Genomic DNA, 19690 nt, shown 5'->3' on the forward strand with positions numbered 1-19690 from the left:
TAACTCCTGAATAATTTTCCGGTCAACGATTGACCAGACCCACTCTTTCATCGAGTATTAAGAAGGTTAAACCTTCCAGCAAGGGGAAGGTCAAGGAGAAAAAATGAATATCAGCGATGTGGCGAAAAAAACCGGTTTAACCAGCAAAGCGATTCGTTTTTACGAAGAGAAGGGGCTGGTGACGCCGCCGTTGCGGAGCGAAAACGGCTACCGCACCTACAGTCAGCAGCATCTCGATGAGCTGACGCTGCTGCGCCAGGCGCGGCAGGTGGGGTTTAACCTGGAAGAGTGCCGCGAGCTGGTGGCCTTGTTCAACGACCCGTCGCGGCACAGCGCCGATGTGAAAAAACGCACGCTGGAGAAAGTGGCGGATATCGAGAACCATATCCTCGAGCTGCAAAATATGCGCGCGCACCTGCTGGCGCTGGCCGAATCCTGCCCCGGCGACGACAGCGCGGAGTGCCCGATTATCGATAATCTTTCCGGCTGCTGTCATCGCAAGGCGCAGGCTTAACGGACGGCGGGTCTGATCCGTAGCGTAATCCCTTCTACGGCAATCACTTCAACCTTGCTGCCCGCCGCGAGGTCTTCATCGGCAATCACTGGCCAGGAGCTGTCGCCCACGCGTACGTGGCCGCGGCCGTTTACCAGCGGGGCATCCAGCGTCAGGCGGCGGCCCACCAGTTGCTGACCGCGCTGGTTGAGCTGAGCATCGGCCGGGCGCTGCGTTTTGACCCGCTTGCGCAGCCATTTCGACCACAGCCACGCCGCCAGCAGGGTGAGAACGGCAAACAGCGTCCCTTGCCATTCCCAGCTCAGCGGCAGGAGCCAGGTCAGGGCGCCGGTCACCACGCCAGCGACGCCGCTCCACAGCAGATAGCCGCTGCCGCCAAGCATCTCGGCCGCCAGCAGCAGCCCGCCCAGGCTTAACCAGAACAGATGCGGATGGGCGAAGATCATGTCGATCATGATTTTTTCCGATCGCCAGCGCCTTCTTTGATCAGCTCGCTGATCCCGGCGATCGATCCCATCAGGCTGCTGGCATCCAGCGGCATCAGCACCACTTTGCTGTTGTTAGCGGCGCCAATCTGCTGCAGCGCATCGGTGTACTTCTGCGCCACGAAGTAGTTGATCGCCTGAATATCGCCCGAGGCGATTGCCGAGGAGACCATCTGAGTGGCGCGGGCTTCCGCTTCGGCGGAACGTTCGCGAGCTTCGGCCTGCAGGAAAGCGGACTGCCGTTCCCCCTCGGCTTTGAGGATCTGCGACTGCTTTTCCCCTTCCGCTTTCAGAATTTCCGCCTGTCGCACCCCTTCGGCCTCAAGGATATAGGCGCGTTTGGTACGTTCGGCTTTCATCTGGGCGTTCATTGAGGCAATAAGCTCCGCCGGCGGGCGAACGTCGCGAATTTCGACGCGGGTGATTTTTACTCCCCACGGATTAGTGGCGTCGTCAACGATATGCAGCAGACGGGTGTTAATGCTGTCGCGTTGGGAGAGCATTTCGTCCAGCTCCATCGAGCCGAGCACGGTACGGATATTGGTCATCGTCAGGTTGACGATCGCCTGCTCAAGATTGCTGACCTCGTAGGCGGCCTTTGGCGCGTCAATCACCTGAATAAAGCAGACCGCGTCGATGGTGACGTTGGCGTTATCCCGGGAGATAACCTCCTGCGAGGGGATATCGAGCACCTGCTCCATCATGTTCACTTTGCGGCCGATTCGGTCCATAAACGGCACGACTAAGCTTAATCCCGGCTGCAGCGTCTGGGTAAAGCGCCCAAAACGTTCTACCGTCCACTGATAGCCTTGCGGGACAATTTTCACCGCCGCGGCCACAATGACCAGCGCGACGAAAATAAGGATAGGAATAAAAATCAGCATCAAAAACCTCCTGTCTTGTTGCCTGGTGGGGCGCTACAAGGAAATAGCGCATGTTTAAACTGAGTATATCTTTCTCCTCATCCTGGAGAAAGGAAAGTGGGGTAAACTAGCGGTGTTTCAGAAAATAATCAGGAAGACTCATGAAGGAAAATAACGCGCTTTTGCGTCTCGAGGGTGTGGGGTTTAAGACCGACGACGCAGTTATTTTACACAATATCACTCTTCAGCTCAGACCCGGAGAATTTAAGCTGATTACCGGGCCTTCCGGCTGCGGGAAAAGCACCTTGCTGAAGATTATCGCCTCGCTGCTCAGCCCAACCTCCGGACGCCTGTTTTTTGACGATGTGGATATCGCGACGCTGTCGCCGGAAACCTATCGTCAGCAGGTGTCTTACTGCGCGCAGACGCCGGCGCTGTTCGGTGATTCAGTCTACGATAACCTGATTTTTCCGTGGCAGATCCGCAACAAACAACCCGATCCGCAGGCGCTGGTGGCTGACCTGCAGCGCTTTGGCCTTGGCGAAAATATGCTGGAAAAGTCTATTAACGAACTGTCCGGCGGGGAAAAGCAGCGCGTATCGCTGATCCGCAATTTACAATTTCTGCCGCGCGTGCTGCTGCTGGACGAAATTACCAGCGCGCTGGATGAAAGTAATAAACAGAATGTGAATGACATTATTCATGGCTACGCGACGGAAAAACAGGTCGCTGTTCTGTGGGTCACCCACGATCGCAACGAAATTTCGCATGCCGATGAAGTGATTACGCTGCAACCTGCCGGCGGAAACCTGCAGGAGGTACAGCATGAACGGGCATAACATTACGAACGAATCGCTGGCGCTGTCGATGGTGCTGGTGCTGATCGCTATTCTGGTCAGCTATCGGGAAAAACTGGCACTGGAAAAAGATATTATCTGGAGTATTTGCCGGGCGATCGTGCAGCTGATTATCGTCGGCTATGTGCTGAAATATATCTTTAACGTCAATCATGCGGTTCTGACGCTGTTGATGGTGCTGTTTATCTGCTTTAACGCGGCGTGGAATGCGAAGAAGCGCAGTAAATATATCGATAAAGCTTTTGTCTCGTCGTTTATCGCTATTACCACTGGCGCCGGACTAACGTTGGCGGTACTGGTCTTTTCGGGGTCGATCGCCTTCGTGCCGATGCAGGTGATCCCGATTGCCGGGATGGTGGCCGGGAACGCCATGGTGGCGGTGGGGCTGTGCTACAACAATATGGGCCAGCGCTTCAGCAGCGAGCAGCAGCAGATTCAGGAGAAGCTGAGCCTCGGCGCGACGCCGAAGATGGCTGCGGCGCGGCTGATTCGCGAGAGCATTCGCGCGTCATTGATTCCCACCGTCGATTCAGCGAAAACGGTCGGGCTGGTGAGCTTGCCTGGGATGATGTCGGGGCTAATTTTTGCCGGTATTGACCCGGTGAAGGCGATTAAGTACCAGATCATGGTGACCTTTATGCTGCTGTCGACCGCCAGCCTGTCGACGATTATCGCCGGCTATCTGACCTACCGGAAGTTCTTCAATGCCCGTCATCAGCTGGTGGTAACGCAGCTGAAAAAGCACCCATGAACGATCCCGGGTTGCGGCGTTCACGCCTTACCCGGGCTACCACGGCGTAATCTGTAGCCCGGATAAGCGTAGCGCTATCCGGGTCAGCGCCTCTGATTAGTACAGCAGCGAATACAGCTGGCGGCGGTATTTGGCGGCCAGCGCATCGCCGGTACCGAGGGCGGCGAGGATCTCCTGCAGCATCTTGCGCGCCTGGCCATCGCCGGCGCCTAAATCCTTCTGCAGATGGCTGAACAGCAGCGCCAGCGCTTCTTCATTACGCCCGACCTGATGCAGCTGCAGCGCCAGCTGGGAGGCCAGCTGCGCATCGTCCGGATTCTGTTCCACCTGCTGCTGCAACTGCTGAATTTCCGGGGTGTCGGCGGCCTGTTTGAGCAGCTCGATCTGCGCCACCAGACCCTGATAGTGGGTGTCCTGATCCTGCAGCGGGATGGTTTTCAGCACGCTTTCCGCTTCATCGGAACGGTGAAGGGCAATCAGCGTTTCCGCCAGCAGCAGACCAATCTGGCTGTCCTGATTCGACAGCTGCCAGGCTTCCTTCAGCAGCGGTAATGCCTCGGCGTATTTTTCTTCCTGCATCAGGGCCAGCGCCTGCTGGGCTTTCAGCTCCTCTTCACGCGGCAGGACTTTATCCAGCAGGGCGCGAATCGCTTCCTCCGGCTGCGGGCCTTCAAAACCGTCCACCGGCTGGCCGTTCTGGAACAGATAAACTGTAGGGATGGCGCGCAGACCAAACTGTGAAGCGAGCATTTGCTCGGCGTCGCAATCGACCTTCGCCAGCGTGAACTGGCCGTTATACTGGGCGGCCAGGCGCTCGAGGACTGGGGTCAGTTGTTCGCAGTGCTGGCTGCGGGCAGACCAGAAATAAAACAGCACCGGGACGTTCATGGACTGCTGTAGCGTCTGCTGCAGGTTCGCTTCGCTAATATTGACAATATTCTGTTCGGACATGGGCATTTCTCGTTAGTCGATTTCTGTTTTACATGGGGGCGGCATGCCGCGCTTCAACTCAGCCGTGGATAATTTTGTCCATCGCGCGGGCAGGCAGCAGGCGTTTGAGCAGCGCCACCGCGTGAGTCACCAGAGTGACCGGGTAGCGCAGCTTTGGCTTATCGCTGGTAAAAGCGTGGCGCACTTTTTCCACCACCGCCTCCGGTCCGAGGGTAAAGCGGGCGGCAATGCCCGGATTTTCTACGGGTTTATCGCTTTGCGTCTGGTTGACGTTATCGGTAAAGCGGGTGCGGATCGGGCCCGGTTCAATCAGGCTGACCTGAATACCACTGTGGCGCAATTCCATGCGTAGCGCATCGGACCACGCCTCGAGGGCGTATTTACTGGCGGCATAGGCCCCGCGACCGGGACTGGCGATAAGCCCCATCACCGAGGAGGTCATCACGATGCGCCCTTCGCCGTGCGGCGTCATCGCCGGCAGCAGCAGCATGGTCAGCTGATGCGCGCCGAAAAAGTTGGCGGAAAACTGCTGTTCCATCTGCTGGCGGCTGATGGTGTTCAGCGGGCCATAGACGCCATAACCGGCGTTATTGAACAGGCCATAGAGACGATTATCGGTCAGCGCAATCACCTCCGCCGCCGCGCGCTCCACGCTCTGTGGGTCATCCAGATCGAGCAAAATACCGGTTAGCCCCAGCTCCTGCATCCGCGCGACGTCCTCCGCTTTGCGGCAGGCCGCCAGCACGCGAAAGCCCTGGCGGGTTAAATCCAGCGCGCTTTCCAGACCAATTCCGCTGGAACAGCCTGTCACTAAAACCGTTTTTTGCATAACTTTACCTGTCAGCGACCCCTGGCGTTCAGGAGTCATGATTAACTAAGGGAGCCAGCCGGTTCGCCATCCAGTCGGCGATAAACGGCTGCGCGTCGCGATTTGGGTGAATGCCGTCGTCCTGCATCCATTGCGGTTTGAGATAGACCTCCTCCATAAAAAAAGGCAGGAGAGGAATATCGAACTCTTTGGCCAGGGCCGGGTAAATCGCGCCGAAGGCTTCATTATAGCGGCGGCCATAGTTCGCCGGCAGGTGAATTTGCATCAGCAGCGGCTCGGCGTTGGCCGCTTTGATATCTTTAATAATGGTGCGCAGTGTTTGCTCGGTCTGCTGTGGCGGAAAACCGCGCAGCCCGTCATTGCCGCCGAGCTCAACCAGCACCCAGCGCGGCTGATGCTGCTTAAGCAGCGCTGGCAGGCGGGCCAGCCCCTGCTGCGAGGTATCGCCGCTGATGCTGGCGTTCACCACCGGTGTTTTCGCCTGCCACTTCTCATTGAGCAGCGCAGGCCAGGCGGCGTTGGCCGCCATTCGATAGCCAGCGCTCAGGCTGTCGCCGAGGATCAGCAGCGTGTCCGCCGCCATTGCGCGGCAGGTAAACAGGAACAAAAACAGGAAAGGCACATGCCAGCGGAAAACATACTTGAAGTTCATCATCTTAAGAAGTCCGTCGGTCAGGGAGAGCATCAGCTCTCCATCCTTACCGGAGTTGAGCTGGTTGTCAAACCGCGGCAGACCATCGCCCTGATCGGCGAGTCAGGTTCCGGTAAATCGACCCTGCTGGCGATCCTCGCTGGCCTGGACGATGGCAGCAGCGGGGAAGTCTCGATGCTGGGCAAACCGCTGCATCGGATGGATGAGGAGGCGCGGGCGGCGCTGCGGGCGCAGCACGTTGGCTTTGTTTTTCAGTCGTTTATGCTGATCCCGACGCTCAACGCCCTGGAGAACGTCGAGCTGCCGGCGCTGCTGCGCGGCGCCAGCGACAGTGAGAGCCAGGGCGATGCCCGCGCGCTGCTTGAGCAGCTGGGGCTTGGCAAACGCCTGCACCACCTGCCGGCGCAGCTCTCCGGCGGCGAACAGCAGCGGGTGGCGCTGGCCCGGGCCTTCAACGGGCGCCCGGCCCTCCTGTTCGCCGATGAGCCCACCGGCAACCTCGATCGCCAGACCGGGGACAAAATTGCCGATCTGCTGTTCTCGCTTAATCGCGAACACGGCACCACCCTGATCCTCGTCACTCACGATCCGCTGCTGGCGGCGCGCTGCGACCGCCGTCTGCGCCTGGTGGATGGTCAGCTGCGGGAGGAAGCATGATCGCCCGCTGGTTCTGGCGCGAATGGCGCTCGCCGTCGCTGCTGATCGTTTGGCTGGCGTTAAGCCTCGCCGTGGCCTGCGTGCTGGCCCTGGGGTCGATAAGCGATCGGATGGAGAAAGGCCTTAGCCAGCAAAGCCGTGAGTTTATGGCCGGCGACCGTACGCTGCGCAGTTCGCGCGAGGTACCCGCCGAGTGGATCGCGCAAGCGCGGAAGTCAGGGCTGACCGTCGGCGAGCAGCTGAGCTTCGCCACCATGACGTTCGCCGGTGATACGCCGCAGCTGGCGGACGTTAAGGCGGTGGACGACCGTTATCCGCTGTATGGCACCCTCGAGACGCAGCCGCCGGGGCTGAAGCCGCAGGCGGGGAGCGTGCTGCTGGCGCCAAGGCTGATGGCGCTCCTGAACCTGAAAACCGGCGATACGATTGACGTTGGCGATGCCACGCTGCGCATTGCCGGGGAAGTGATTCAGGAGCCGGATGCAGGGTTTAACCCCTTCCAGATGGCGCCGCGACTGATGATGAATATGGCTGACGTGGCAAAAACCGGGGCCGTGCAGCCCGGCAGTCGCGTCGCATGGCGCTATAAGTTCGCCGGTAACGTGCAACAGCTGGCGGATTATGAACAATGGCTGCTGCCGAAGCTCGGCGCGGAACATCGCTGGACTGGCCTTGAACAGGACGACAGCGCGCTGGGCAAATCCCTTGAGCGCTCGCAGCAATTCCTGCTGTTATCCGCGCTGTTGACGCTGCTGCTGGCCGTTGCCGCGATCGCCGTGGCGATGAGCCACTACTGCCGCAGTCGCTACGATCTGGTCGCAATTTTGAAGACGCTGGGCGCCGGGCGGGCGCAGCTGCGCAAGCTCATCGTCGGCCAGTGGCTGCTGCTGCTGACGCTGTCGGTAATAAGCGGCGGGGTCGTGGGCCTGGCGCTGGAGCGCCTGCTGCTGTTGATGCTCAAACCGGTGCTGCCCGCCGCACTACCCGCTGCCAGCGGTTGGCCGTGGCTGTGGGCTATCGGGGCGACAGGCGTCATTTCCCTGCTGGTGGGCCTGCGGCCGTATCGACTGCTGCTGGCGACCCTGCCGCTGCGAGTGCTGCGTCAGGATGTGGTGGCTAACGTCTGGCCGCTGAAACACTATATTCCTGTGGTCTGCGCGGTGGTGGTCGGCGGGCTGGCCTGGCTGATGGGCGGCAGCCCGCTGCTGTGGTCGGTGCTGGCCGGGGCGGTGGTGCTGGCGCTGCTGTGCGGCCTGGTGGGCTGGGGATTGCTGTGGCTGCTCAAACGCCTGACGCTCAAAGCCTTGCCGCTGCGTCTGGCGGTGAACCGCCTGCTGCGCCAGCCGTGGTCGACCCTCAGCCAGCTGGCGGCGTTTTCCCTGTCGTTTATGCTACTGGCGCTGCTGCTGGTGCTGCGCGGCGATCTGCTTGACCGCTGGCAGCAGCAGTTGCCCCGGGAAAGCCCGAACTACTTTCTGATCAATATTGCCCCTGAGCAGATAATGCCGGTGAAGACTTTCCTCGCCGAACACCAGACCCGGGCGGCGGAATTTTATCCGATCGTCCGGGCTCGTCTGACGCAGATCAACGGTCACTCCACGGACGGTAACAAAGATGAAGCGCTTAACCGGGAACTCAATCTGACCTGGAGCGCCGATCGTCCGGATCATAATCCGCTGGTGGCCGGCAACTGGCCGCCGAAGCCGGGCGAGGTATCGATTGAAGAGGGACTGGCGCAGCGGCTGGGGGTGAAGATCGGCGATACGGTGACCTTTACCGGCGATACTCAGGACTTCAGCGCGAAGGTCAGCAGCGTGCGCAAAGTTGACTGGGAGAGCCTGCGGCCCAACTTCTTCTTTATTTTCCCCTCCGGGGCGCTGGACGGGCAGCCGCAGAGCTGGCTCACCAGCTTCCGCTGGGATAACGGTCCCGCGATGTTGACCCAGTTGAACCGCGAGTTTCCCACCGTTAGCTTGTTGGATATCGGCGCCATCCTGCGTCAGGTCGGCCAGGTGCTCTCCCAGGTCAGCCGGGCGCTGGAGGTGATGGTGGGCCTGGTCACGGCCTGCGGCGTGCTGCTGTTGCTGGCGCAGGTCCAGGTCGGTATGCGCCAGCGGCATCAGGAGCTGGTGGTCTGGCGCACGCTGGGGGCCGGGAAATCGCTGCTGCGCGCCACGCTGTGGGCGGAGTTTGCCCTGCTGGGGCTGGTTTCCGGACTGGTGGCGGCGATAGGCGCGGAAGTGGCGCTGGCGATGCTGCAGACGAAAGTATTTGATTTCCCCTGGACGCCGGACTGGCGCTTGTGGGTGATGCTGCCGCTGACGGGAGCGGTGTTGTTATCTCTGTGCGGCGGCGGGCTGGGGCTGCGTTTGTTAAAGGGGAAAGCGTTGTTCCGTCAGTTTAGCCAGTAAGATTATTGCATTTTGATGATGCGCCGCCGTTTTTGGCGGCGCTTTTATTTTAAGCGCACAAATTGATAACTCGTTGATTTTTAAGCGCACAAAACATTAAAAAACCGACAACACGCTGTACTGATTCGCGGTTAATATTCAGCTGGTAAATATAAGGTTGCTTATTAATCAAGGAAAAACTATGGCACATAAAATAAAAGCGCTGGCGGTCTCGATCGGCGCAACACTGGTGTTCGCTTCATTTGCTTCCCACGCGGAGATCACGCTGCTGAAACAAGATCCGCAGGCGGGCGATCCGTTAAGCCGGCTTAACTTTACCGTCGGCGGGAGTATTCGTCCGCAGTTCAACATGATGAGCGGTGATGGTGATAAAGGATCCTATAAGCGTAACGGTTTCGACGGTGGCACCCGTTTCCGCTTCGCGGCGGATTACTACCTGTTCGATGATATTAGCTGGATCAGCTACTACGAACTGGGGGTGAACATTCCGGCACTGTTTGACTGGGATAACCACTACGCGGAAGGCGCAAACAATACCACCCGCCGCATGCTGTATACCGGCCTGAAAAGCGATACCTGGGGCACATTAACCTACGGGCAGCAGAACAGCATTTACTATGATGTGGTGGGGGTGAAAACCGATATCTGGGACTACGACATGATCGGCCAGGCCCCGGGAAACGGTATTAACGGCGATTACGATGGCTCCTATCGTTCACGTAATATGCTGAAATATAAGAAAACCGTGGGTGATGTCGATCTATACGGCTCTTATCTGTTCGAAGATAGTGAGTATCTGCCTGGCAACGGCCTGCGCTACAAGCGTAAAGGCGGCGGTTCTGTTGGTGCGGACTACCACATCATGAAGGACCTGACCTGGGGTACCGCATGGAACTATACCCGCGCCGAAATGCGCGACCCGTCAAGCGCCGACAGCAAAACCTATGACCAGAACATCGTCGGTACCGCGCTGAGCTGGACCCCGGATAACTGGACCTTCTCCTTCGGCGGCGGCTGGTATCAGAACTTCCTCACCACCAAAAAAACCGATGTGCATAACTACTTCGCCGGCGACGCCTGGGGGATTGAATATTTTGCGGGCTATAAATTCCCGATCAATCAATACGCTGTTAAATCTATTCAGCCGTACTTTATGGGCGACCGCCTGCAGTACGTGAATGGCCGCAACTACCAGCGTATCGATAACGGTCTGGGGATCAGCTTCCAGCTGGATTACGGTTTCCGCGTTGACTACGAACACGTGTTTACCTCCAGCACCGACAACCTGGGGGATATGAACCTGGTGCGTCTGCGCTACGACTTCTAAGCGGTCACAACCCCCGGTCGCGCTGCGCTACCGGGGCTACAAATCGCGCCGAGCGGTAGCCCGGCTAAGGCGTTTACGCCGCAAGCCGGGACAATAGCGCATGCGATTACTTCGCCAGCCAGGCGGCGACCTCCTGCCAGTTGCCGCGAAACAGGATCTTCCCGGCTTTTTTCCCCAACTGATAGCGATACATCGGGTCGTAGTATTCTTCCAGCAGCGGCACCAGCCAGGCGAAGTGCGCCTCGGTGCTGGCGGTGCGCTGCTGCTGCGCCAGCGCCGCGTCGAGCCGTTCAGTCAGCTGAGCAAAACGCTGCAGCCCCAGGCGACGGCGGATGGCAAACAGACCATGATGGAGGTACTCGCCGTATGCCAGCCAGCCTTTCTCTTCGCCATACGCGGCGATGAAGTCGCGATACATGCGATCGAAGTACTCTTCGCGCAGCCGTTCGAGGCGAACGTCAAATGGATCTTCCACCACCGCCAGCGGCGATTGCGCCATGCGGAGGCGCAGGCACTCCGGCAGATGGTTGGCACCGATCATATGGCCTTCATCTTCCAGCACCCAGCGGGTCTGCTGTTCGGCTTTTTTAAGCAGGCTGACCGCCAGATGGTTTTCAAAGGTGGCCTGCGGGTGCTGATCCTGCAGGGTTCGACCGAATGAAGAACCGCGGTGATGGGCAAGCCCTTCCAGATCGATACCGTCCGGTCGCGAGCAGACCAGCTGAGTTTTGCCATTGCCGGTGCAGCCGCCAATCAGCACAATCGGGCGCTGCACCAGTTCGTCGGTGGCCTGGATCGCCGCCTGGCGTAGCGCTTTATAGCCGCCGACGATCAGGGGGTACTCCACGCCAGCGTCTTTCAGCCACTGCTGGACGATATGCGATCGCTGGCCGCCGCGGGCGCAGCACAGGTAACCGTGCGGGTAACGGGCGCACGCTTCCAGCCACGCCTGGATCCGGCTGGCGCGCAGGTCGCCATCAACCAGCTTATGGCCGAGCGCCAGCGCCGCCTCTGGTCCCTGACGCTTGTAGCAGGTGCCGACCGCGGCGCGTTCTTCATCATTCATTAGCGGCAGGTTGATCGCCGCCGGCATCGCGCTTTGGCTAAACTCCACCGGGGCGCGTACGTCAATCAGTGGCGTATCGCTGGCGAGAATGGCGCGATAATCCGTCCCATTGGTCATGGGGTATCCTCTGAAGTCAAAACAGAAATGGGCTTTACAGCAAGGGGGGGATTGTACGCGCCTCAAGGTGTGCCGGGGAAGGGGATAGATCAAATCCCCGGCACGCAGGGCTTAGCTGAGCTGCGATTGCGCCCAGAACAGGCCGCTGGTGTACTCCGGCGGCAGCAGCGGCTTGATCGCTTCCAGCGTCGCGCTCAGGCGATCGGTATCGCTGTCGGTGAGGTTCAGGTGCCCGACTTTGCGACCCGGACGCACCTCTTTATCGTACCAGTGCAGGTGCACCAGCGGCAGCTTCAGCCAGTCGTAGTTGAGATCGGTGCCGATCAGGTTGATCATTACCGACGGGCTGTTGACCACCGGCGGCGGCAGCGGCAGGTCGGTAATCGCTCGCAGATGCAGTTCAAACTGGCTGATGGAGGCGCCATTTTGCGTCCAGTGGCCGCTGTTGTGCACGCGCGGCGCCAGCTCGTTGATCAGCAGCCCCTCGGCGGTGACGAAGCACTCCATCGCCATCACGCCGACGTAGTTCAGCTCGTTCATGATCGCCGTCAGCATGCTTTCCGCTTGTTCCTGCTGGCGGGCATTGGCCTGCGGGAAGGCCACGCTGGCGCGCAGAATACCGTCCTGATGCAGGTTGCGGGTCAGCGGGTAGAAGACGGTGCTACCGTCATGAGCGCGGGCGCCCACCAGAGACACTTCGCCGGAGAAGTTAATCCCCTGCTCGACGATGCACTCGCCGTAGTTATCCTCCGGGAGTTGCGCGGTTTCGTCAGCGCGCAGGCGCCACTGGCCGCGGCCGTCGTAGCCGCCGACGCGACGCTTAACGATCGCCAGCTCGCCGAGACGAGCAAACACCGCCGGCCATTCGCTTTTATCCGCCAGCAGCTGCCACGGGGCAGTGGCCAGGCCAAGCTTGTCGAACAGCTGCTTTTGCGTCAGGCGGTCGGCGATAATCGGGAAGACATCGCGGTTGACGAACGCCGGATGGCGGGCCAGCTCGCGGGTGAGGGCGGTTTCCGGCCAGCGTTCAATTTCTGCCGTGATGACGCTCTGCTGGAACGGCACCGCTTCCGGGTCGGCTTCCAGCCCCACCGGCCAGACGGCGATGCCCAGCGGCTCACCGGCCTGGCGCAGCATGCGACCTAACTGACCGTTACCGAGCACGCATACCTGTTTCATGCCGCACCCCGCGGATCCGGGTTATCCAGCACTTCATCGGTTTGTGCCTGACGCCAGGCGCTCAGGCGCTGGTGCAGTTCGGCATCATGCTGGGCAAGGATCTGCGCGGCGAGCAGGCCAGCATTCGCTGCGCCAGCTTTGCCGATAGCCAGCGTACCGACCGGAATGCCGCGCGGCATTTGCACAATGGAGTAGAGGCTGTCGACACCGCTTAAGGCCGCGCTCTGAACCGGTACGCCGAGCACCGGCACCAGGGTTTTCGCCGCAATCATGCCCGGCAGATGCGCCGCGCCGCCTGCCCCTGCAATAATCACCTGATAACCGTGGCTCTCGGCGCTTTCAGCAAAGCTGAACAGCTTATCAGGCGTACGGTGGGCGGAGACCACTTCGACATGGTACGGAACGTTCAGGGCATCAAGGATTTCTGCGGTAAATTGCATGGTAGCCCAGTCGCTTTTGGACCCCATCACGATGGCGATACGCGCCGAATTATTGCGGGAAGACATGCGTCTTAAAACTCCTGTGGGTGTGTTTCACACTGCTTTAGAGGCCACAGAGAATAGCATGAACTGCCAGCAAGGAAAACGGTTGCGTGCGCATGGTTAGCCGTCTTTTGTCTCGTTCAGTGATGACGTCGATCGCGGCTTAGTGGCCTTTATCTCATTCATGATACAGGTGATGAGCAGCACTACCCCCCACGGGAGCATCAGGGTGCCCATCACCAGTAAATAGATTTGTACCAGCCGACTATCGTGAGGGCGGGTACAGAGCAAATAAATGGCATAGAAATAGATGGCCCACGCCAGCATTGCACACCAGACAAACGTCAGCGTGTTGCCAATAGCGACGCCGACTAAGGCGATATAACTTACCCCTAACGGATTGAGGATCGCGATGATCGTTCCCCACATCAGCGGCTGACTCCACTTTTTTCTGTTCATGCTCGTTCCTTGAGAGTGATGTCGTGGGAGACTAGCATGCAGGACGCGGGGAAGCGCGCACCTTTACCCGGGCAAAAGACGGTTTCGGAATTGTGCTCGCGCAGGAACTAGAACGGAAAGTGGATCAGTTCGACGTCGTCCGGTGTCACCTTGACCATCGAACCTTCGCTGTGCCAGGCGCCAAGTACCACGCGCCATGCGGGTTGGCCGTTGGCCTGCAGTTCATGGACCGCCGGGCGATGGGTATGGCCGTGGATCAGCCACTGCACATGATGTCTTTCCATGACGTCAACTACCGCCTGTGGATTCACATCCATAATGTCCATTGATTTACTGCTGTTGGCGGCTTTGCTGTCGGCGCGCATGCGGGCGGCGATGCGGCGGCGGATCAACAGCGGCAGGGCCAGGAACAGACGCTGGATCCACGGGGTGTGGACTTTGGCGCGAAACGCCAGATAGCCTGGGTCATCGGTGCACAGCGTGTCGCCATGCATAATCAACACTTCACGGCCATAGAGGTCCAGTCGCTCTTCTTCGGCGAGCAGGAGCATCCCGCTCTGGCGGGCAAAGCGCTGGCCGACGAGAAAATCGCGGTTGCCGTGGATGAAGTAGCACGGCACGCCGGCGTCGACGACGGCTTTGATTGCCGAGGCAATTTGTTGGTGCAGCGGGTTCGGATCGTCATCGCCGATCCACGCCTCAAACAGATCGCCAAGGATATACAGGGCGTCCGCCTGGCGGGCTTCTCCCTGTAAAAAACGCAGAAAACCGGCGGTGATCGCCGGTTCTTCTGTTTGCAGGTGCAAATCTGCAATAAAAAGTGTCGCCACGAATTACTCGCTGACGGTGACGCTTTTGATGATCACATCATCTTTCGGCACATCCTGGTGCATGCCGCTGCGGCCGGTGGCAACCGCTTTGATTTTGTCTACCACGTCCATGCCTTCAACCACTTCGGCGAAAACGCAGTAGCCCCAACCCTGCAGGCTTTCGCCAGAGAAGTTCAGGAAGTCGTTATCGGCCACGTTGATGAAGAACTGGGCGGTGGCGGAGTGCGGCGCCTGAGTACGGGCCATTGCCAGCGTACCACGGGTGTTTTTCAGGCCGTTGTTCGCTTCGTTCTGAATCGGAGATTTGGTCTCTTTTTGTTTCATGCCCGGTTCGAAACCGCCGCCCTGAATCATAAAGCCGTTGATAACACGGTGGAAAATGGTGTTGTCGTAGAAACCTTCGCGGCAGTAGTCCAGGAAGTTTTTAACTGTTTCCGGCGCTTTGTCGTCAAACGTTTTGATTACGATATCGCCATGATTGGTGTGGAAAGTAACCATTTTTGCATCCTGTTCCGATGAGTGTGGTGCCAGCACCCGATGTCGGGTGAGATATAGGGGGGTGTTATAGCATAACCGCGGGGGTCGATGCACCTTGCAATGTGTGCTGCGTCCGGTCTGAATTATGGGTATTATAGAGACTTCATTACCCACACACGTCTACACGGAATCTTCGATGTTAAAAATTTTTAATACACTGACGCGCCAGAAAGAGGAATTTAAACCTATCCATGCCGGGGAAGTCGGCATGTACGTGTGTGGTATTACCGTTTACGATCTCTGTCATATCGGCCATGGCCGTACCTTCGTCTCCTTTGACGTCGTGGCGCGCTATCTGCGTTTTCTTGGCTATAAGCTCAAGTACGTGCGCAATATCACCGATATCGATGACAAAATCATTAAGCGCGCTAATGAAAACGGCGAAAGCTTTGTCGCGCTGGTCGATCGCATGATTGCCGAAATGCACAAAGATTTTGACGCGCTGAATATTCTGCGTCCCGACAGCGAACCGCGCGCAACGCACCATATCGCGGAGATCATTGAGATCACCGAGCAGCTGATCGCTAAAGGCCATGCTTACGTCGCAGATAACGGCGACGTGATGTTTGACGTGCCGACGGACCCGAACTACGGTCTGCTGTCGCGTCAGGATCTCGATCAGCTGCAGGCGGGGGCGCGCGTCGACGTGGTTGACGTCAAGCGGAATCCGATGGACTTCGTCCTGTGGAAGATGTCGAAAGAGGGCGAGCCAAGCTGGCCGTCGCCGTGGGGCGCGGGTCGTCCGGGCTGGCATATCGAGTGCTCGGCGATGAACTGCAAGCAGCTCGGCAACCACTTCGATATTCATGGCGGCGGTTCGGATCTGATGTTCCCGCATCATGAAAACGAAATCGCCCAGTCCACCTGCGCCCATGACGGCGAGTACGTTAACTACTGGATGCACTCCGGCATGGTGATGGTTGACCGCGAGAAGATGTCGAAATCGCTGGGTAACTTCTTTACCGTCCGCGACGTGCTGAAGTATTACGATGCGGAGACGATTCGCTACTTCCTGATGTCCGGCCACTATCGCAGCCAGCTGAACTACAGCGAAGAGAACCTCAAGCAGGCGCGTTCGGCGCTGGAGCGTCTGTACACCGCGCTGCGCGGGACGGACAAATCCGTCGACGCGGCGGGTGGCGAAGCCTTCGAAGCACGCTTTATCGAGGCAATGGACGACGACTTCAACACCCCGGAAGCCTATTCGGTGCTGTTCGATATGGCGCGTGAAGTAAACCGCCTGAAAACCGAGGACGCCGCAGCGGCAAATGCCATGGCGGCCCACCTGCGTAAGCTTGCTGCGGTGCTGGGTCTGCTGGAGCAGGAGCCGGAGGCGTTCCTGCAGAGCGGCGCGCAGGTTGACGACGCGGAAGTGGCGGAGATCGAATCGCTGATCCAGCAGCGTCTGGACGCGCGTAAAGCGAAAGACTGGGCGGCGGCGGATGCGGCGCGCGACCGTCTTAACGAGATGGGCATTGTGCTGGAAGATGGCCCGCAGGGCACCACCTGGCGCCGGAAGTAAGCCATAAAAAAACGCCCGCAAAAGCGGGCGTTTTTCTTTTCGTTGTCAGGCCGTGACGGTGACGCTCTGGCCTTCAAAGCTCACCGTCTGACCGGCGACGATTTTGCAGCGTTTGCGGGTTTCCACCGCGCCGTCAACTTTCACCAGCCCGTCAGCGATAGCGATTTTCGCCTGGGCGCCGCTTTCGCTCCAGCCTTCCAGCTTCAGCAGATCGCACAGCTCAACGTGCGGGTGTTTACCTAAGGAAAATGTCGCCATCTCAGGCCTCCTCAACGTCGTGATACTCTTCGCACGCCTGCAGCGTGTTCTGAATCAGGGTGGCGACGGTCATCGGGCCAACGCCGCCGGGAACCGGGGTGATGTAGGACGCGCGTTCGGCGGCATCTTCATACACCACGTCGCCGACCACTTTGCCGCTTTCCAGACGGTTAATGCCGACATCGACCACAATCGCCCCTTCTTTAATCCACTCGCCAGGAATAAAGCCCGGTTTACCTACCGCGACGATCAGCAGGTCGGCGTTTTCGACGTGATGGCGCAGGTTTTTGGTAAAGCGGTGGGTCACGGTGGTGGTGCAGCCGGCCAGCAGCAGCTCCATGCTCATCGGGCGACCGACGATATTGGACGCGCCAATGACCACCGCATTGAGGCCGTAGGTGTCGATATTGTAGCGTTCCAGCAAGGTCACGATACCGCGCGGAGTGCACGGACGCAGGCGCGGCGCGCGCTGGCACAGGCGGCCAACGTTATAGGGATGGAAGCCGTCGACGTCTTTATCCGGCGCGATGCGCTCGAGCACTTTGACGTTGTCGATCCCTGCCGGCAGGGGCAGCTGAACCAGAATACCGTCGATGGTCTTATCGGCATTCAGGGTGTCGATAAGCTCCAGCAGCTCGGCTTCGCTGGTGGTTTCCGGGAGATCGTAAGAGCGGGAGACGAAGCCCACTTCTTCACATGCTTTGCGCTTGCTGCCGACATAAATCTGCGAGGCCGGGTTGCTACCGACCAGCACGACGGCCAGCCCAGGGGCGCGTTTTCCGGCCGCAACGCGAGCCTTCACTTTTTCCGCAACCTCAGAGCGTACCTGCTGCGCAATCGTTTTACCGTCAATAATTTTTGCTGCCATCAGAGAGAGGATTCCATCTGTATCTTTACGAAAGGGGGATGAGGATATTTTGTCAGAAGCGGGCCTCGCTGTCAGTCCTCGTTTGCTGTTTTATCCTGTCTGCGGTGAATTTAGCCTGTTTTGACCCTGTTAAGCCCAGGGTCATTGGTGTGTTGCGCCTGGCCACTAAGTGAATTTTCGCGCGCATGAGCCCCGGTGGTATGCTTCTTGTACAGTTGCTGAGGGATATTTCGCCAGCATCGTATAAGCCCCGCAGTTTCCTGGCAAAATGGATTGACTCAACGGACGTGGACCGTATAATTCCAGGCGTTTCACTCCGCGAAGCACTCGCTTCTCAGGGCGCCCTTAGCTCAGCTGGATAGAGCAACGGCCTTCTAAGCCGTAGGTCACAGGTTCGAATCCTGTAGGGCGTGCCATTCAATATCAGCTTCTTATCCTCTTGCTGCTTTTTCGTACCGGACACCATTTTCCCTATCCTGTAACCTGGCTGTGCTATTGCGGTTGAAAAACATATTTCAACTACGCGTTAATACATTCGTTATTTTCCCCTGCCGTCTATTTTGCTGCGCAAAAGTCATTATCCTAAAAACGATCCTCATTCATTATTTCATGTTCACATACCGTAAGTTTCATGCTTAAATCCGCGCAACATATAATGGAATATGTTTTTGCACTGCACGTTAAGTAATAACGAGAACACGGATGAAATCTCTGTATTTGGCTCTGGGACTAATGACGCTGAGTCTGACCACCCACGCCGCTTTTTTATCGCCAACCGATCGCGACAGCGTTGAGCAACAGCAGCAACAATTACTGCGTCAGAACCAGCAGCAACGTGAATCGCTGGAGCGCGCCACGCCAAGCCTTCACGCGGCGATGCCTGCGCAGCCTGAAGCCTCTGATGGCCCCTGTTTTTCTATCCATCGCATCGCGTTAGATGGCGCGACGCTTATTGATCCGCGTCAGCAGCAAAAAATAGTCCGGCCCTGGCTTGGGCAATGCATGGATATTGCGCGTATTACTAAACTCGTAAATATTATTTCCGACTGGTATATCAGTCGGGGATATATTACCAGCCGCGCTTTTCTGACCGAGCAGGATTTACGTTCCGGGGTATTACATCTGACTATTCTTGAAGGAAAGCTCGAAAAAATCACCATGGAAGGGGCGGCTAAACGTGAGTTAACAATGGCGTTTCCAGGGCTGGAAGGCCATATTCTTAACCTGCGTGATATCGAACAGGGGATGGAGCAGATTAACCGCACGCGCGCGACGCCTGTGCAAATTGAAATCCAGCCGGGCGAAAAACCTGGCGGTTCAATCGTTAACCTGACGGCGACAGCGGAGCGCCCACTTTTGTTGTCGATGAGCGTCGACAACAGCGGCCAGAAGAGTACAGGTAACTCTGTTGTTGCTGGCTGGATAAACGTTGCAAGCATAGGGAATGGCTTATGGGGAACAGTGGGCTGGAATGCAGCCGGTGGCGCGCTAACCAATCAGATCAACGGTGACAATCCTTTAACAGGAGCAATTACTAATGGTCTGGGTTCTGCTGGCGGTTACTGGGGAGGCAAACTAATCTCTTCAGGCACAAATGCGGCTGGTAAATGGCTAACCGGCGGCTGGGATCCTAAGTTTAATCCTGACCTGCTGAAATATACCGAAATTAAAGGTCAACTGGGGATCTCTAAGGAGATGTTGCCTGGTAAGCTTCCAGGCAATATGGGTAATATTGGAGCTTCAGTAATATCAGAGGGAGGCGGTAAAGGAGCTGAACAGGTAATAAAAAAAATAGGAGATAAAAATGAAAAATGATCTCCGAGTTAGATGTGTTCAGTCTCTATTTCTCTTAGTTGCTACGATTTTATTCATGATCGCATTATCTGTATGCGGAAAGATTTTTTTTTCGTTGTTACTGTGGCTGCTTGGCGATGGTTTTAATACAACTTGGCAGGATGTTTTGCACGGAGCGAAATTAGGACTTTATGGTGGAAGCATTGGAGGCATTGGACTCGCATTATTCCGCCTTTTTAAAGTAAAGGGATTTTAATCTATGTCGAAAAGATCCCAGCCTT

General features: G+C 57.8%; 23 protein-coding genes and 1 tRNA gene. 10 read left to right on the forward strand and 14 right to left on the reverse strand.

Features of this window, described 5'->3' with window-relative positions:
• The first annotated feature begins 103 nt into the window (after positions 1-103).
• Positions 104-514, forward strand: a complete 411-nt coding sequence (cueR, locus tag SPE70_RS05795) for a Cu(I)-responsive transcriptional regulator (RefSeq protein WP_032729466.1) — start codon at positions 104-106, stop codon at positions 512-514.
• Here the strand turns inward: cueR and SPE70_RS05800 are convergent.
• Positions 511-969 (reverse strand): NfeD family protein, encoded by a 459-nt coding sequence (locus tag SPE70_RS05800; protein WP_008805458.1) that lies wholly within the window; start codon positions 967-969, stop codon positions 511-513. The genes cueR and SPE70_RS05800 overlap by 4 nt on opposite strands.
• Positions 966-1883, reverse strand: coding sequence for an SPFH domain-containing protein (locus tag SPE70_RS05805; RefSeq protein WP_002892258.1), 918 nt, complete (start codon positions 1881-1883; stop codon positions 966-968). The genes SPE70_RS05800 and SPE70_RS05805 overlap by 4 nt, the downstream gene beginning before the upstream one ends.
• Positions 1884-2023: 140 nt before the next feature.
• Between SPE70_RS05805 and fetA the strand changes: the two genes are divergently transcribed.
• Both fetA and fetB read left to right on the forward strand, forming a co-directional pair.
• On the forward strand, positions 2024-2701 hold the full coding sequence (fetA, locus tag SPE70_RS05810; protein WP_012968804.1) for an iron efflux ABC transporter ATP-binding subunit FetA: 678 nt from the start codon (positions 2024-2026) through the stop codon (positions 2699-2701).
• Positions 2688-3470 (forward strand): iron efflux ABC transporter permease subunit FetB, encoded by a 783-nt coding sequence (gene fetB, locus SPE70_RS05815; RefSeq protein ID WP_008805460.1) that lies wholly within the window; start codon positions 2688-2690, stop codon positions 3468-3470. Before fetA ends, fetB begins: the two co-directional genes overlap by 14 nt.
• A gap of 96 nt (positions 3471-3566) precedes the next feature.
• On the opposite strand, the gene SPE70_RS05820 is transcribed toward fetB, so the two are convergent.
• The 3 genes from SPE70_RS05820 to tesA are packed head-to-tail and all read right to left on the reverse strand — an operon-like array spanning position 3567 to position 5902.
• Entirely contained in the window at positions 3567-4421 is an 855-nt protein-coding gene (locus SPE70_RS05820) for a co-chaperone YbbN (RefSeq protein ID WP_008805461.1), read from the reverse strand.
• Between the two features lie 58 nt (positions 4422-4479).
• Positions 4480-5289, reverse strand: a complete 810-nt coding sequence (locus tag SPE70_RS05825; RefSeq protein WP_009484702.1) for an SDR family oxidoreductase — start codon at positions 5287-5289, stop codon at positions 4480-4482.
• Positions 5279-5902, reverse strand: a complete 624-nt coding sequence (gene tesA / locus SPE70_RS05830; protein ID WP_012542655.1) for a multifunctional acyl-CoA thioesterase I/protease I/lysophospholipase L1 — start codon at positions 5900-5902, stop codon at positions 5279-5281. Before tesA ends, SPE70_RS05825 begins: the two co-directional genes overlap by 11 nt.
• On the opposite strand from tesA, the gene ybbA reads away from it, so the two are divergent.
• Together ybbA and ybbP are read left to right on the forward strand one after the other, a co-directional pair.
• Positions 5873-6559, forward strand: coding sequence for a putative ABC transporter ATP-binding protein YbbA (gene ybbA / locus SPE70_RS05835; protein WP_008805463.1), 687 nt, complete (start codon positions 5873-5875; stop codon positions 6557-6559). The two genes, tesA and ybbA, sit on opposite strands and share 30 nt — an antisense overlap.
• Positions 6556-8970, forward strand: coding sequence for a putative ABC transporter permease subunit YbbP (gene ybbP, locus SPE70_RS05840; RefSeq protein ID WP_016160407.1), 2415 nt, complete (start codon positions 6556-6558; stop codon positions 8968-8970). The genes ybbA and ybbP overlap by 4 nt, the downstream gene beginning before the upstream one ends.
• Here ybbP and SPE70_RS05845 read toward each other — a convergent pair.
• Entirely contained in the window at positions 8932-9060 is a 129-nt protein-coding gene (locus tag SPE70_RS05845) for a hypothetical protein (RefSeq protein ID WP_046620513.1), read from the reverse strand. The two genes, ybbP and SPE70_RS05845, sit on opposite strands and share 39 nt — an antisense overlap.
• Before the next feature lie 91 nt (positions 9061-9151).
• On the opposite strand from SPE70_RS05845, the gene SPE70_RS05850 reads away from it, so the two are divergent.
• Positions 9152-10297: a porin gene (locus SPE70_RS05850; protein ID WP_016160408.1), complete on the forward strand. Its 1146-nt coding sequence runs from the start codon at positions 9152-9154 to the stop codon at positions 10295-10297.
• Between the two features lie 106 nt (positions 10298-10403).
• Here the strand turns inward: SPE70_RS05850 and mnmH are convergent, their stop codons facing one another.
• The 6 genes from mnmH to ppiB all read right to left on the reverse strand — a co-directional run bounded on the left by mnmH (position 10404) and on the right by ppiB (position 14928).
• Entirely contained in the window at positions 10404-11480 is a 1077-nt protein-coding gene (gene mnmH / locus SPE70_RS05855; RefSeq protein WP_012542651.1) for a tRNA 2-selenouridine(34) synthase MnmH, read from the reverse strand.
• A 111-nt stretch (positions 11481-11591) separates the two neighbouring features.
• Positions 11592-12659 carry a 5-(carboxyamino)imidazole ribonucleotide synthase gene (gene purK, locus SPE70_RS05860; protein WP_008805468.1) on the reverse strand — a complete coding sequence of 356 codons (1068 nt, stop codon included), beginning with the start codon at positions 12657-12659 and terminating at the stop codon, positions 11592-11594.
• The gene (purE, locus tag SPE70_RS05865) at positions 12656-13165 is read right to left on the reverse strand and encodes a 5-(carboxyamino)imidazole ribonucleotide mutase (protein WP_004151322.1); all 510 of its coding nucleotides are present in this window, start codon (positions 13163-13165) and stop codon (positions 12656-12658) included. Before purE ends, purK begins: the two co-directional genes overlap by 4 nt.
• A 96-nt stretch (positions 13166-13261) precedes the next feature.
• Entirely contained in the window at positions 13262-13600 is a 339-nt protein-coding gene (locus SPE70_RS05870; RefSeq protein ID WP_016160410.1) for a hypothetical protein, read from the reverse strand.
• A gap of 107 nt (positions 13601-13707) precedes the next feature.
• Entirely contained in the window at positions 13708-14430 is a 723-nt protein-coding gene (gene lpxH, locus SPE70_RS05875; RefSeq protein ID WP_032732630.1) for a UDP-2,3-diacylglucosamine diphosphatase, read from the reverse strand.
• 3 nt (positions 14431-14433) lie between these two features.
• Positions 14434-14928, reverse strand: a complete 495-nt coding sequence (gene ppiB / locus SPE70_RS05880) for a peptidylprolyl isomerase B (RefSeq protein ID WP_008805471.1) — start codon at positions 14926-14928, stop codon at positions 14434-14436.
• 175 nt (positions 14929-15103) lie between these two features.
• On the opposite strand from ppiB, the gene cysS reads away from it, so the two are divergent.
• Complete coding sequence (cysS, locus tag SPE70_RS05885) at positions 15104-16489, forward strand: cysteine--tRNA ligase (protein ID WP_004143010.1); 1386 nt, start codon at positions 15104-15106, stop codon at positions 16487-16489.
• A 45-nt stretch (positions 16490-16534) separates the two neighbouring features.
• Here cysS and ybcJ read toward each other — a convergent pair whose 3' ends face one another.
• Positions 16535-16747, reverse strand: a complete 213-nt coding sequence (ybcJ, locus tag SPE70_RS05890) for a ribosome-associated protein YbcJ (RefSeq protein ID WP_004143016.1) — start codon at positions 16745-16747, stop codon at positions 16535-16537.
• A 1-nt stretch (position 16748) separates the two neighbouring features.
• Complete coding sequence (gene folD, locus SPE70_RS05895; protein ID WP_004143017.1) at positions 16749-17615, reverse strand: bifunctional methylenetetrahydrofolate dehydrogenase/methenyltetrahydrofolate cyclohydrolase FolD; 867 nt, start codon at positions 17613-17615, stop codon at positions 16749-16751.
• Positions 17616-17954: 339 nt separating this feature from the next.
• Between folD and SPE70_RS05900 the strand changes: the two genes are divergently transcribed.
• From SPE70_RS05900 to SPE70_RS05910, 3 genes are all read left to right on the forward strand, one after another.
• Positions 17955-18031, forward strand: a tRNA-Arg gene (locus SPE70_RS05900).
• 286 nt (positions 18032-18317) lie between these two features.
• Positions 18318-19430, forward strand: a complete 1113-nt coding sequence (locus SPE70_RS26385) for a ShlB/FhaC/HecB family hemolysin secretion/activation protein (RefSeq protein ID WP_064166060.1) — start codon at positions 18318-18320, stop codon at positions 19428-19430.
• The gene (locus SPE70_RS05910) at positions 19420-19665 is read left to right on the forward strand and encodes a hypothetical protein (protein ID WP_063266827.1); all 246 of its coding nucleotides are present in this window, start codon (positions 19420-19422) and stop codon (positions 19663-19665) included. The genes SPE70_RS26385 and SPE70_RS05910 overlap by 11 nt, the downstream gene beginning before the upstream one ends.
• Positions 19666-19690: the final 25 nt, after the last annotated feature.

It is taken from the genome of Klebsiella sp. ZJOU C1, assembly GCF_035620215.1.
GTDB classification, from domain to species: Bacteria; Pseudomonadota; Gammaproteobacteria; order Enterobacterales; family Enterobacteriaceae; genus Klebsiella; species Klebsiella variicola.

Excerpts from the sequence above, each read along its gene's own strand:
- fetB (WP_008805460.1), top strand. The coding sequence starts at position 2,688 with ATGAACGGGCATAACATTACGAACGAATCGCTGGCGCTGTCGATGGTG.
- purE (WP_004151322.1), bottom strand. The coding sequence starts at position 13,165 with ATGTCTTCCCGCAATAATTCGGCGCGTATCGCCATCGTGATGGGGTCC.
- SPE70_RS26385 (WP_064166060.1), top strand. The coding sequence starts at position 18,318 with ATGAAATCTCTGTATTTGGCTCTGGGACTAATGACGCTGAGTCTGACC.
- ybcJ (WP_004143016.1), bottom strand. The coding sequence starts at position 16,747 with ATGGCGACATTTTCCTTAGGTAAACACCCGCACGTTGAGCTGTGCGAT.
- cysS (WP_004143010.1), top strand. The coding sequence starts at position 15,104 with ATGTTAAAAATTTTTAATACACTGACGCGCCAGAAAGAGGAATTTAAA.
- ybbA (WP_008805463.1), top strand. The coding sequence starts at position 5,873 with ATGCCAGCGGAAAACATACTTGAAGTTCATCATCTTAAGAAGTCCGTC.
- SPE70_RS05800 (WP_008805458.1), bottom strand. The coding sequence starts at position 969 with ATGATCGACATGATCTTCGCCCATCCGCATCTGTTCTGGTTAAGCCTG.
- cueR (WP_032729466.1), top strand. The coding sequence starts at position 104 with ATGAATATCAGCGATGTGGCGAAAAAAACCGGTTTAACCAGCAAAGCG.
- SPE70_RS05910 (WP_063266827.1), top strand. The coding sequence starts at position 19,420 with ATGAAAAATGATCTCCGAGTTAGATGTGTTCAGTCTCTATTTCTCTTA.
- ybbP (WP_016160407.1), top strand. The coding sequence starts at position 6,556 with ATGATCGCCCGCTGGTTCTGGCGCGAATGGCGCTCGCCGTCGCTGCTG.
- mnmH (WP_012542651.1), bottom strand. The coding sequence starts at position 11,480 with ATGACCAATGGGACGGATTATCGCGCCATTCTCGCCAGCGATACGCCA.
- fetA (WP_012968804.1), top strand. The coding sequence starts at position 2,024 with ATGAAGGAAAATAACGCGCTTTTGCGTCTCGAGGGTGTGGGGTTTAAG.
- SPE70_RS05820 (WP_008805461.1), bottom strand. The coding sequence starts at position 4,421 with ATGTCCGAACAGAATATTGTCAATATTAGCGAAGCGAACCTGCAGCAG.
- ppiB (WP_008805471.1), bottom strand. The coding sequence starts at position 14,928 with ATGGTTACTTTCCACACCAATCATGGCGATATCGTAATCAAAACGTTT.
- tesA (WP_012542655.1), bottom strand. The coding sequence starts at position 5,902 with ATGAACTTCAAGTATGTTTTCCGCTGGCATGTGCCTTTCCTGTTTTTG.
- SPE70_RS05805 (WP_002892258.1), bottom strand. The coding sequence starts at position 1,883 with ATGCTGATTTTTATTCCTATCCTTATTTTCGTCGCGCTGGTCATTGTG.
- SPE70_RS05850 (WP_016160408.1), top strand. The coding sequence starts at position 9,152 with ATGGCACATAAAATAAAAGCGCTGGCGGTCTCGATCGGCGCAACACTG.
- SPE70_RS05870 (WP_016160410.1), bottom strand. The coding sequence starts at position 13,600 with ATGAACAGAAAAAAGTGGAGTCAGCCGCTGATGTGGGGAACGATCATC.
- purK (WP_008805468.1), bottom strand. The coding sequence starts at position 12,659 with ATGAAACAGGTATGCGTGCTCGGTAACGGTCAGTTAGGTCGCATGCTG.
- folD (WP_004143017.1), bottom strand. The coding sequence starts at position 17,615 with ATGGCAGCAAAAATTATTGACGGTAAAACGATTGCGCAGCAGGTACGC.
- SPE70_RS05825 (WP_009484702.1), bottom strand. The coding sequence starts at position 5,289 with ATGACTCCTGAACGCCAGGGGTCGCTGACAGGTAAAGTTATGCAAAAA.